This window comes from Xanthocytophaga flava (genome assembly GCF_030068545.1).
GTDB lineage: Bacteria > Bacteroidota > Bacteroidia > Cytophagales > 172606-1 > Xanthocytophaga > Xanthocytophaga flava.
This window is the reverse complement of the sequence record NZ_JASJOR010000018.1, coordinates 1-11,986: the sequence shown is the minus strand read 5'-3', so window position 1 is coordinate 11,986 and position 11,986 is coordinate 1. Positions and strand designations below refer to the sequence as shown.

Sequence of the window (11,986 nt, the reverse complement as noted above, 5' to 3'; positions counted from 1 at the left end):
TATTCATTTGGATCATCTCTGATCCATTGATCGTGGAAGTCAATATGTTTCAAATAACTTTCGTAAACTGCTTAAAAAGCATAAATGCAGACAAAGCATGAGTAGAAAAGATAATTGTTATGATAATGCTAAACCCGATGATACTCACGTTTCAGATTGCTGAATCATTATTTTCGCGTTTGAAAACCGAATTACTGGAAGGAGGAGTCTTTCTATCAGAAGAAGATGCCAAAACTAGCTAAACGCCAGTGCAGCGGAGTGTTTTGAGTATATTGAGATTTATTACAATCGAAACAGGAGACATTCGGCATTAAACTATCTGAACCCAACAGAATTTGAAGAAAAGTACAATTCAACTATTGTCCCACTTGCAAGTGATTTGTCTCACTAAAGTAGACCACCTCAGTTCTACCTATATACAAGTAGCTACAAATAATGGATAAGTTAAGATTAGTAAAAACATTGGAAAATACACCAAGAGAGTATTTTGAGTTTGTAATCAACGACAAATCATTGCTCGACTATTTCTCAGATGTTTATAAAAACTGGAAAGAGGCTGGCCCTACTTTAGATGAATCATTGATTGGAGTATTCAATACCATCCATTCACGGAAAGGACAACAGTTGCAGGTCAAAGCATTTCTACGAGAAGAAGTGACACTAATAGAATATTGTAGCTATCTTCCCCATCTATCTTACTGGTCTCAATCAGATATTATGGAATCATTGAAAGATGACTTTAATAGTGAAGAGGTTATGCTTTACTGCTGTCCTTGTGGAGATCGGGATTGTCCTGGAATAGCAGTAAAAGTCACTATAGAAGACGATTATTTCATATGGTCTTTTGACGAAGAAAATCTGCTCCAATTTCGATTTCACGAACAAGAGTATAGAAAGGTTTTCAGGTGTTATTTGAAAGAAATCTTATAGTAAAAGAAATATGTCTTGATTTAAGAAATAACTTTGTTACCCGATTCTTGCTATTTACACAACTAAAGTAAATTCTCCTGCGATTAAATCATTGATATGAAATATGTTATCTCATCAGTGTTATATGTTCTCATTCTAAGTTCCTGTGGACAACAAAATTCCAATGGTAAATATTTTGAAGGGAGAATTGAATACAAGATTAGCTATATAGCTTATGATAATAAGGTTACGGAAGGAATGTTAGCAGAACGAAATGGAACGAAGATGATTTACTCATTTAAAGACGGCAACTATATGAAAGAGTACTACACCCGCGAAGGAGATTTAATCCAAAAAAGGATTTATAATCGTGCAGACAATCAGATGTATATGATCACGAATGATACAGTATACACCTATTCTCCTGCCCGAAGTTCTTTTAAATTAACCAGCATAAAACAAGGTCAGGATGATGTTGCCTTTGATAGAGTTTGTCATCATTACTATATGGAACTTACGGACTCTATAACTCATAACAAGATGAAATACGAATATTATTTTGATCCAACCCTTAAAATAAACCCTATTTGGTATGCAAAGTATACAGAAGGGGACTGGAATAAAGTAATGGACAAGGTCAAATGTATTGCAGTAAAATATACAAATGAGACATCTGTTTTTAAACAGATACATACTGCATCAAAAGTAGAAATCGAAAGATTTGATCTATCAGACTTTATAATTGACCCAACATTACCAAAGAAACATCTAAACTGAATTTGAACTACTACTAATTTCGTTTTACATCTCTACCACAAATCCTTTCTTTAATACAGAGAGGACAGTATTTACCGACTTTGAGGATAGCCATCTAGAACAGCTCTTATAACCAATATAGAGATAATTCCTAGCCAGATAAAAGCTGTTCTTTTTTTGATCCGAAATATACTCAAAATCCATTGCCTGGGTTTAAATTTCATCCCATCTGATACCCATTGCATAATTGCAACAGTAAGGATCAATAGTAAGGCAATGAAAACAATAGGTAAAACCATAAATATCATTCCAACGGCTATTGTTTCATAAAATCTCCAGTTATCTGAATACCATCTTGTCCATACTACCGGCTCCAAGCCAGCATACTCTATATAGTTGTTCCACTCCTGTTCAGAAGAAAATTGTTTTAAGTCGCCATTGGTTTCATTCACAATCATATAGCCCGGACCTCCAACAATTACAATATGGTTTTTGTAAAAGTACCAGAAGCGAATGAATGTTATAGATTGACGAGACTTTGGAAGAGCCAGTACGGTACCACTACCTGCATCATACATTAAAGTACCTCCAGGTGCTTTATGTTGCCAGTCAGCTATTCCAAAAGCAGACACATTGAGGATTGTAAAAAGGGAAATTATTGTCAGAATAAAAGAGATGCGCATTGATCTAATAAAAACATTCTGAAGCCTGATCATCAGAGACAAATTTCTGTTACAGAGCAGCCTACGTAGGGTATTTTTGTCCCTTCCTATCCATCTATTTATCTACCTTTGTAGAATCAATCTGAACATCTTTTAACAAAAGTTCATAGTCTGTATAACTCTTTCCCTTAGCATCATAATTACGTTTTTCTATTCGATTCCCCTGAGCATCGTATGTATATTGGATCAGAGTAATACCCGTTTGTAATGGTTTACTTTCTTTGGTAAGAAAACGAACTTCCGAAACCAACCCTGAAGTTGTATACCAATACTGCACAATCGCTACGTTATCTTTCAACTGTTCATTCTCGTCCAGAAATCTTTCTTCAACTACTTGCTTTTGCTGGTTGTATTTGTATTGTACAACTGCTCCATATTTTCTCAAGGTTTTATTTTCATTGTATTGACGTTCTTCAGCAAGTAAACCAGCTTCATTGTAAACAAACTTTACAAAAGCCAGATCCTCCAGTAGATTTTCATTTTCATCCAGATATTGTTCTTCTATCATTTGTCCCTTTTCATTATACTGATATCTTATGATAGCTGGTCCAAAGCCTTCTGATCGAAAAAGTCTTTTTTTGGCATCATAATAGCGCTGTTCTATCTTATGTCTGCTTTTATTAAACGTATACTCAATAATAGCTTTACCCATAGGATTATCTATTAACGTGTGTTTTTTGTCATAGTTTCTAATACAAACAGTATCTCCAAAGGAATTTGTGTAGGTATATGTTTTCTCTGCATCACTAGAATAAAGATTCTCGCTGAAAACTTTATACGGCTTTCGAGGCCTCCCTTTTGCATCAATATATTCATCACTTTTTACTTTAGGCAATTGTCCCATTGCAGAAAGACAGAATGCTAGTAACAATCCAACAAAATAGATAATTTTTATTATTCGCATAGAGATGTCAATAAATTGATTGCCCACCTAAAGAAACAAAATATCGTAACTATTTCTGTTATATATAGTAACAGAATACTACCAAAGTAGTTTTTCTCCTTAAATACAAGCTTACATTGAGTAAAAAGCTAGGATACCAGCTTCTGAGCATCCCAATATAAATGAAAAAACTATACAAGAAATAAAAGCAATGAAGCTATAAATAGAATTGTGAGACCATTGATCATAGAATTGACAACTAATTGTAAACCTGCTGTTTACACCAATTGAGCATAAGCGGATACAGATCAACCAGTGTCAATGCTTTCTGCTCCTGATGCAACCGGATTAATTCTCTGTCGAATTCTTTGAATCGGATAAAATCCCGTTTGGAAACCATCAGATCTTCCCGATTGTCGATTACAAAGTCAGCTGTGGCTTTATCGTATGTATCTGAAATATACATACAAAAGGCAGCATGTGTCATGTATTCATTGAACACACTTACCGGACTTGTATATGGATTGCTGCCAGGACCTGGTTTTGCCCACACACTTCGTTTGGAGAAGATGCTATCTATCTGTTTTGTATACTTATCAGTTTCAGGGTTTACATAATTATGGTCTATCTCTGTAAATACAACACCTGACAATAATCCTTCTTTTTGTTTTTCGGTAAAGTTGCCTTTTATATCATACCGATCCGGCCCACAAATAAACATGACAGTTTCTTCAAACCAACCAGTCTCGTGATGAGTTGCATAATGCTGGGTACTATGAGTACGATTAATCAAAGGCGAAAACACGATCCGATATGATTGGTATTGTGTTTTAGGAAACTGTTTTTCTAACCAGATCCACATTTGCTTCACTGGCAACAGCTCCTTTTGTCGCTGAATTTGTTTAGTATAATGTGCTGAATTGTTTTTGTAAAACTGCCGGAACTTTGATTTTACAGCAAAATCTTCAATTAGTGGCCTTAACATACCAAACAAGCTACTATCCGCTAAATTACTACCATTAACATAGTAGTAGGGACCATTGTATAAAAGTTTAGTATTTGTGCTTCCTGCTTTTGCATCCTGAAAATTAAAGGCAAAACTATTTTCCCTGAAATCGAGGTATTTTTTAGTGTAAAGGCTATCTGGAAAGTTCAATGCTTTGAAAACCGGATGGTTTAAATAGGGTTTAAAGTAAGCCACTACTTTAGTATAATACTCTCCTTCCGTATATAGGTCTGTTCCTCGTTTGCCAGAAGGTGAAAGTGTCCAGATAATATTTGCCAGTTCATATGTTTCCGGAAGGTCAAATTGAATGTTCCCTGTATTCTTCTTTATATAATCTGGAGGAAAATAGTTTGCCAGTTCATTGTAGTGAAAGCGGAGGGTTGTTTTGCCTTTGGGAGATTCAAAAGGTATGTAAATGATATGAGCATAGGGTAACTTATTATGATAATTCAGGCGCAAGCTATCCTTTCCATAATAGATTGTAAAATATTCACCTGGTCCTCCATTTGTGCCGGGGCTTCCTTTATCTGTTCTACTTACTTTAAAAGGAAAGAGTTTTTCATACCCTTTAAACTTCAGAATAAAGGTATCATTTGGACACCATAACGTTTTGGGATACGTTTCTTCAACTGTCTGTCCGGTTGTAGTGATTATTGCAATCAGAGAAATAACAAAAAGTAAAAAAAGTCTCATAGTTCAATCATATTTTTAGGGTGTAAGGGATTGATAAAAATAAAATCCAGCAAAAAATGATAGTGAGAAGTCTTGTATGAACGAGTACAGGTACCAGATTCTGGATAGGCAGGGACTTTGTATTACAACAAATGACTGTTAATCTATCTACTGCTTTCAGTGATACATTAAAATGAGCAGACCTATCCTAAGTCTAAGATAAAAAAGAAGAGTTTATGTTACACAAGCTAGCTAATTTCTTCAAATTCAGCTCTTTTAGTGGTAAAAAATACTTTTTTGTGTTGAACTGTCAGATATAGGGATAACTGGCAAGTTATTTAAACGTCTAAAATAAGTAATGAGGCAAATCTACATTAAAGCAACTGTGTTTATAAAGCCTAAAAACTATATCTATCCGTAGAAACACTCCAATACTATTTGCTCACAATGAATTCGAATAAGTTGTCCATTTTCAAAAAAGTATAAAATGTCATCATCCATACTTTTTCGTTTATCAATCATATAGACTATCTGGTGGTAGGTGGAACACCCATGAAGCTTGATCAAACGATTGAGCTGTCAGATAAAAAATATCAGTTACAGGAATTATCTGAGCGGGAAATAGCTAAAAAATATGGAGATAAGGGACTAGCTGTGATTGTGGAAATTTCACTAGCTGAATAGATAGGTCCACCTGGAGGAAAGAAAACACAAAACTGCAGGTATACGTCCTGCAGTTTTGTAAGACATCCCCTGCTTATAGTGCCGGATCTTCGGGCGTGTTCAGGTTATTTTGTCGTTCCTGTAATGGGAAAGGGTAATAATTACGGGACCTTTCAAATGTAATAGGCACAGGTACTACATCATCCGGAGGAGCAGGACGATCAAACCGGCGACTATCTTCCAGACGCAAACCGCTCAGATACAATTCCGAACTACGCTGTTTGTATATTTCTGTAAGCAGGTCATCTGCTGTCACCGGGCCTGTATAAGCAGACAATCCTGCATGAATGCCAAAAGGATCACCTGAGGTTTGCGTTCTTACTGCATTGATCTGCTCTACAGCCTCGTTGAGATTTCCGCTACTCCGCACAATAGATTCAGCAATGATCAGCTTCATTTCATCAGGAATATAAGCTGGTATGGGTTGATCGATAGCTGTTGCAAATCCTTTTAATCCTACAATGGCATCATCCTGAAAACTCGTCTCATCAGTCGTAAAATAGAAACTGATACGCTGATCCCCGGCTTCTGTCAATGCGGCAGGGAGTCCAAAATTTTCACGTGCCGCATAGTTTTTAGCTATCTGCACCTGATTATACAAAGGATTGGGAGCCAGGTTGGTAAAGATAAATCTGGAGGCAACAGTCTGAGAAACAGCATTAGCAGCATCAATAGCATCAGCATAGTTACCTGCCATCAGTGAGTAACGGGCCAGATATGCCTGAATTGTATTGGACAAATCAAATTCTGTACCTGTAACACGTGTGGTGAATTCAGTAGATGGTGGTGTTGTAGCAATGGTCTCAGAAGCTTCTTTCAACAACGATATAGCCAGATCCAGCAATTCATCACGAGTCTGAAAAGGGGCACTACCTGTGGTGCTCGTTTGCGAAATACCATAGGTAAATGACTGTGCAAGGCTTCCCAGACACATAGCTTTCATCAGTTGGGCATGTGCGGTTACTCCACTCAGCATAGTAGGATCAGAAGACAAGACAGAAGGTGCATTGGTAATAATATCTTCTGCCATAGCCATCACACGCAAAGGACGTTGCCAGACAGATAGAATATTGCCATTAAAATTTGGCAGTGAACTTCCTCCCTGATCAATCTCCATGATGTTGGTAAAGGTGGTAATACCCCTTAATTCTCTAGCAGTAGTCCCTGGAGTCAGAATGATAGACTCCAGTGCCAGTGTAGAATACACCTGGCGCATCCCTACACTCAATGTGATTAATCCATCCCTTGAGTTTACTACCTGCTGATCTGTAGGACCATTTACGTTTTCGATATCCAGCGAACATGCAGAGACTGCCCATATAAGAATAAAGGCTACTAATTTTGTATATACAGATAATCGGATTTTCATAACATAAGCGATTTAGAATTTAACATTTACCCCGATAGCATAGGTACGTGGAATAGGAACCTCCACAAAGTCAAAGCCCCGTACCGCATTGGTTTGTCCGGCAGCGTTGGTTTCCGGATCATAGCCACTATAGTTGTCAATAGAAAGCAGGTTACGCCCGGCGACAAAGATTCGCATGCCCTGAATGCCCAAAACCTTTGGTTTGAGGGAGTAGGATACAGACAACTCACGCAACTTCACAAAACTTCCATCCTCAATCCAGTTTTCAAAAATACTGAACAACGCAGCACTGGTGCCTTTTGGCACTTCGCCTCTCAACTCAGGTTCATATCCTTTCAACCCACCATAGAGATCACGGTCACCTACCCGCTTGGTAAAGTTAAAAATGTCATAACCCAGCATGCCGTCCCATTGCATACGGAAGGAGAATTGTTTCCATTCCACCTCGTTAATCCAGCTAATAATGTGTTTGGGATTGGGATTGCCTATAACTTTGGACAATACTGTACCTGTGGGTTGTCCATTATCATTACGGCCTACAGTATAGGTACCATTGGCTCCTTGGGTGCCTAATTCACGCTGGGGCAGTCCGGCAGCAGTGAGCAACAAGCTCCCGTCTGCTTTACGAGCGAAGAATGTACTGTAAAAAGCACCGAGCGGATACCCGTTTACAGCTGCCACCTGTCCGAAACCACCTGCAAAAGGCAGCACACCATTACCTTCTACCCCATTGACTACATTTTTATTGTGTGTATAGCTAAACGTAGAATTCCATTTTACGGCTTTTGTTTGCAATGGCACCAATTTGAGTTGTATCTCAAAACCTGAATTGGTCATGGTTCCTACATTGATGAATCGGTTATTATACCCTGAAGAAGGAGCCAGTGTTCGATTCAGAATCAGGTCTTTTACATCTTTCTTAAAATGTGAGAACTCTATTCCGATACGATCTTTTACTAAGGCCAGATCAACTCCAAACTCAAACTCTGTTTGCCGTTCGGGTTTAACATCAAAATTCCCTAATGTAAGCGGAGCTGTATAGCCCACCAATGAGCCAACAGAAGCAGAAGCATAATTAGTAAAGCGATCATAGGCACCAATGGCAGTAAGGTTACCCGATTGCCCCCAGGCCGCACGAATCTTAAACGAGGAAACAATATCAGCAAGATTATCCTTCCAAAACTTCTCTTCAGACAAAATATAGGAACCACTCACTTTTGGAAAGAACTGCCATCTGTTGTTTATACCATATACAGACGAACCATCTACTCTGGCAGCACCTGTGATGAATAATTTCTGTGCAATGCCAAATGTCTGTTGAACAAAAGCACCCATAATAGCCCGTTCGGTGCGTGTTTCACTGGCTACAATATTGGAACCATTGTTGATCGTTTCTCCAAATGTGCCTAACTGCTGTGCAGTAATCCCTGTCAGATAGGAACGGTCATATTGTATAGTACCACCCAGCCCAGTTGTCGATTCGAGCCAGTCAGCAATATGAGTCTGATAGGAAAGGTTCAGATCATTATTGATTTGAAACACATTGAGATCACCCCGGCGTGCATAGCCTTGATTATATGTGGGGGTTGTATTATTAGGAGGAATATACCCTTGAGCAACCTGAGAATAGGTATCTATACCCAGCGTATAATTTAATGATAGTCCTGCAAAAGGAGTAATCACTAACTGAACATCTCCAATGTAACGACTTATCCGCTGGCTGAATTTGAATCGGTTAATAGCTTCCAGCGGATTGGTTCTACGTACTACCGAAGGTGCAGTAGAAGGATAAATTCCGGTAGCAGGGTCAGGATCAGGATTAATAAAGTTGTTGGCAAAGATAAATCCGGTAAGTGCTCCATATGCTTCATTGATCCCACCATTGGGTACTTCATGGCTAGTGCTGTAGGTATAGTTAGAACCTATTGACAAGCTTGCCTTCTCCCCAAACCGTTGTTGAATACGAAGACGTGCTCCATTTCGGGAGAAGTCAGTCTTATCAATAATACCCTGATTGTACAGATTAGATGCCGAAAAGAAATATTGCGTACTTCCGGTTCCTCCTGATACTGACAGGTAATTTTCTGTACCAATACCTTTGCGGAATATCTTGTCCTGGTAATCATACCGTTCCACAGGAACTGTTGTCAGATCACTGGCCGTAGTATTGGCAAAACGAAACGGAACTGTATTGTATGGAAGCGTTTTTCGGATCTCGTTCATCCGAAGCTGCGTAGAAAATTCTACCTGTGGCTTGCCTTCCTTGCCTCGTTTGGTAAATATCTGTACTACCCCATTATTGGCCCGAGAACCATAAATAGCTGCAGCCGCAGCTCCCTTAATTACTTCGATTCGTTCGATATCACTGGGGTTAATATCTACCAGACGATTCTGCGCATATCCACCAAGATCAATAATTTCAGGCGATGAGTTATTCACAATAACCCCGTCTACAATATACAAGGGATCAGACGATCCTACAATTGTACTGGGTCCGCGCAACCGAATACTGATTCCCCCCGCCGGATTACCTGAGTTCTGTGTGATTTGTGCTCCCGAAACCTTACCGGTAAGCAACTGATCAATAGAAGTAGAAGCAGTAGAAGGAAGATTACTTACCTGTACAGTAGAAATAGCATTTCCCAGTTGTCGCTTACTGGTAGCAACTGAAGTTCCTGTCACTACAACCTCATCAAGGGCAAGATAATCTTGTTTTAGCTGAAGGGTAACTGTACTACTACCTCCAGCATCTGCCTTTATCTGTGCTGTTGTATTCTGATACCCTACAAAGCTGGCCTGAATGGCAACAGATTGTCCGGTTGCATTGGAAATAGTCAGAGAAAACTGTCCGTTGGCACCAGATAGTGTTCCTCTGCCAGATCCGATAACAACAACAGAGGCGCCAGGAATAGGCTCACCTGCCAGATCCGTCACAGTTCCTTTCACAAGGTGTTCGGAGGAAGTCTGGGCAGTTATTTTTTGGGCCAGAAGCCCCATAACGAATACAAGAAAGACTGCTTTTAAATGATACAGCCTGTTGAACCATCGTAAATTTAGGTACATAAGTCAGGTTGGATTAGGTAATAAAAGTATGATATTTCTAAAATATCGAAATAAATTGCAAAATACTGAAGGAAAATGCAGAATTTTTGCTCAAATATTGAATTATATTGCAAATAGTATATTATTTAGTAGATATATACATCTATGCTTAAAGAAGAACGTCATCAGCATATTCTCAGTGAGCTGAATATTCGCAACAGAATTCTACTGACAGATATTGCACAGAAACTCCAGGTTTCAGAAGATACTATACGCAGAGATTTAAAAGAATTGCATGAAGAAGGAAAACTCAAAAAAGTACATGGTGGAGCTGTGGCAAAATCATTCAATCCTTTTAGCTTTCGTGAGGAAGAAATCTATGACCGGGCAAACAAACTGCTTATTGCAGAAAAGGCATGTACATTAATTAAGGATGGACAAGCCATCCTTATTACTGGAGGAACAACTAATCTGGAGCTTATCAGCTTACTTCCTAAAAACCTGCGGTGCACTTTTTTTACACCCAGTCTGCCTGTAGCGATGCAACTCGCTCAGTTTCCTACTATTGAAACCATTTTAATAGGTGGTAAACTCTCTCCTGATGCTATGGTTACAACTGGAGGTGAAGCCTTTAACCTGCTTAACAGGCTTAAAGTAGACTTATGTTTTCTAGGCACAGGTCATCTGGATGTTAACTTTGGCCTATCAGAGTTTGACTGGGAAATTGTGGAATTAAAACAAGCCCTAATCCGCTCTTCGTGTAAGATCATATCTCTTACCTTATCAGCCAAGATCAATTCCATCCAACGTTACAAGGTCTGTGATCTGAGTGCTATTCACATGTTGATTACCGAACTTGATCCTTTTGATGAAAAGTTGACACCATTTCGCATGTCAGGGTTAACTATTTTATAGTAAGTGATACTTATCTACTTATGTAGAGGCATTATGTTCATTACGCACTAATTTTGTGACTCACTATAATTTTTCACTCTACATTGAGTCGCTCACACTAAATGTGATAATATATTTCTCTTCTCATTGAAAAGATTATTCATAATAGAACATAAAGTACTCTACCCGAGGAAATTTATAAAAGATTGATGATAAGTAAATTGGATCTGTATCCATCTGATAAAAGTTTGAATGCATTCACTAAAGAAATCAATAAAATCCAACGTTAGTCGTTTGAGTCCTATTCGTAAAAGATCGAGGCCTTTTCTGAAAAAACTATGTTGTTTATAGCCATGCTTCTTTACCCTGATTTTTTCTACTTTCCCATGAGCATACTCTCCCATTTTTACACAAATAGCCACAGCTAGACTGACAAAAACGAGCAGTTTACTCAACTTCTCACTCGATTTCAAATGCGTTGATTCTAAATCAAACCCTCTTTGTTTAAAGGATTGAAATAAGACTTCAATACACCATCTTTTTCGATAGAGTTCGCCCAATTGTTTAGCAGGCAGCGTGCCTATCAAAAATAGAAAATCCCCTTTTTCTAGCCCTTTAATCATACAATGACAAACAATACCCTCAATAAGACAATCGTGAAAATAGCGGGTTTGCCCACTTTTTACTACCTGCTCAATTCGATAACAATCTCCGTTTCTCAAGGTAATCAAATGTGTTTTAGGTAAGCGGATACCAAAGGGTATCTGATTGTCTTTTAAGTATTTGACCCATTTGTGGCCTATGAACTCCCGATCTGCGACCAGTACACGAATTCTTTCTTTACCAATCACTTTTAGCAATGCATCCAGTAGTTGACAACGATCAACTACATTACTATTGCCTGACTTATTATCTAACAAAAGCCAATAAAGAGGAATACCTATGGCTACATTCTTGTCCACAGCTACATTCTTGTCCACAGCTACATTCTTGTCCACAGCTACATTCTT

The 11,986-nt window shown here is 38.4% G+C and carries 10 protein-coding genes and 1 pseudogene; 5 read left to right on the top strand and 6 right to left on the bottom strand.

Going from position 1 to position 11,986, the window contains the following annotated elements; genetic code table 11:
- Positions 1–256: 256 nt before the first annotated feature.
- The 3 genes and pseudogenes from QNI15_RS39005 to QNI15_RS23645 form a co-directional block, all read left to right on the top strand.
- Positions 257–391: pseudogene (locus tag QNI15_RS39005) on the top strand (IS3 family transposase); the annotation flags it as partial.
- 44 nt (positions 392–435) lie between these two features.
- Positions 436–930: a hypothetical protein gene (locus QNI15_RS23650; RefSeq protein WP_314033943.1), complete on the top strand. Its 495-nt coding sequence runs from the start codon at positions 436–438 to the stop codon at positions 928–930.
- A 96-nt stretch (positions 931–1,026) separates the two neighbouring features.
- Positions 1,027–1,686 (top strand): hypothetical protein, encoded by a 660-nt coding sequence (locus QNI15_RS23645; RefSeq protein ID WP_314033941.1) that lies wholly within the window; start codon positions 1,027–1,029, stop codon positions 1,684–1,686.
- A 71-nt stretch (positions 1,687–1,757) separates the two neighbouring features.
- On the opposite strand, the gene QNI15_RS23640 is transcribed toward QNI15_RS23645, so the two are convergent.
- From QNI15_RS23640 to QNI15_RS23630, 3 genes are all read right to left on the bottom strand, one after another.
- Positions 1,758–2,348 (bottom strand): hypothetical protein, encoded by a 591-nt coding sequence (locus QNI15_RS23640; protein WP_314033939.1) that lies wholly within the window; start codon positions 2,346–2,348, stop codon positions 1,758–1,760.
- A gap of 94 nt (positions 2,349–2,442) precedes the next feature.
- Positions 2,443–3,291 carry a hypothetical protein gene (locus tag QNI15_RS23635; RefSeq protein ID WP_314033937.1) on the bottom strand — a complete coding sequence of 283 codons (849 nt, stop codon included), beginning with the start codon at positions 3,289–3,291 and terminating at the stop codon, positions 2,443–2,445.
- Positions 3,292–3,529: 238 nt separating this feature from the next.
- Positions 3,530–4,969: a DUF4932 domain-containing protein gene (locus QNI15_RS23630; protein ID WP_314033935.1), complete on the bottom strand. Its 1,440-nt coding sequence runs from the start codon at positions 4,967–4,969 to the stop codon at positions 3,530–3,532.
- A 531-nt stretch (positions 4,970–5,500) separates the two neighbouring features.
- Between QNI15_RS23630 and QNI15_RS23625 the strand changes: the two genes are divergently transcribed.
- Entirely contained in the window at positions 5,501–5,632 is a 132-nt protein-coding gene (locus QNI15_RS23625) for a hypothetical protein (protein ID WP_314000581.1), read from the top strand.
- Positions 5,633–5,705: 73 nt separating this feature from the next.
- On the opposite strand, the gene QNI15_RS23620 is transcribed toward QNI15_RS23625, so the two are convergent.
- Both QNI15_RS23620 and QNI15_RS23615 read right to left on the bottom strand, forming a co-directional pair.
- Positions 5,706–7,040 carry a RagB/SusD family nutrient uptake outer membrane protein gene (locus QNI15_RS23620; RefSeq protein ID WP_314033933.1) on the bottom strand — a complete coding sequence of 445 codons (1,335 nt, stop codon included), beginning with the start codon at positions 7,038–7,040 and terminating at the stop codon, positions 5,706–5,708.
- Positions 7,041–7,052: 12 nt separating this feature from the next.
- Positions 7,053–10,103, bottom strand: coding sequence for a SusC/RagA family TonB-linked outer membrane protein (locus tag QNI15_RS23615; RefSeq protein WP_314033931.1), 3,051 nt, complete (start codon positions 10,101–10,103; stop codon positions 7,053–7,055).
- A 144-nt stretch (positions 10,104–10,247) separates the two neighbouring features.
- Between QNI15_RS23615 and QNI15_RS23610 the strand changes: the two genes are divergently transcribed.
- Positions 10,248–10,997: a DeoR/GlpR family DNA-binding transcription regulator gene (locus QNI15_RS23610; RefSeq protein WP_314033929.1), complete on the top strand. Its 750-nt coding sequence runs from the start codon at positions 10,248–10,250 to the stop codon at positions 10,995–10,997.
- A gap of 161 nt (positions 10,998–11,158) precedes the next feature.
- Here the strand turns inward: QNI15_RS23610 and QNI15_RS23605 are convergent.
- On the bottom strand, positions 11,159–11,986 hold an 828-nt coding region (locus tag QNI15_RS23605), incomplete at its 5' end, for a transposase (protein WP_314033927.1).

Excerpts from the sequence above, each read along its gene's own strand:
- QNI15_RS23620 (WP_314033933.1), bottom strand. The coding sequence starts at position 7,040 with ATGAAAATCCGATTATCTGTATATACAAAATTAGTAGCCTTTATTCTT.
- QNI15_RS23645 (WP_314033941.1), top strand. The coding sequence starts at position 1,027 with ATGAAATATGTTATCTCATCAGTGTTATATGTTCTCATTCTAAGTTCC.
- QNI15_RS23615 (WP_314033931.1), bottom strand. The coding sequence starts at position 10,103 with ATGTACCTAAATTTACGATGGTTCAACAGGCTGTATCATTTAAAAGCA.
- QNI15_RS23640 (WP_314033939.1), bottom strand. The coding sequence starts at position 2,348 with ATGCGCATCTCTTTTATTCTGACAATAATTTCCCTTTTTACAATCCTC.
- QNI15_RS23630 (WP_314033935.1), bottom strand. The coding sequence starts at position 4,969 with ATGAGACTTTTTTTACTTTTTGTTATTTCTCTGATTGCAATAATCACT.
- QNI15_RS23625 (WP_314000581.1), top strand. The coding sequence starts at position 5,501 with ATGAAGCTTGATCAAACGATTGAGCTGTCAGATAAAAAATATCAGTTA.
- QNI15_RS23610 (WP_314033929.1), top strand. The coding sequence starts at position 10,248 with ATGCTTAAAGAAGAACGTCATCAGCATATTCTCAGTGAGCTGAATATT.
- QNI15_RS23635 (WP_314033937.1), bottom strand. The coding sequence starts at position 3,291 with ATGCGAATAATAAAAATTATCTATTTTGTTGGATTGTTACTAGCATTC.
- QNI15_RS23650 (WP_314033943.1), top strand. The coding sequence starts at position 436 with ATGGATAAGTTAAGATTAGTAAAAACATTGGAAAATACACCAAGAGAG.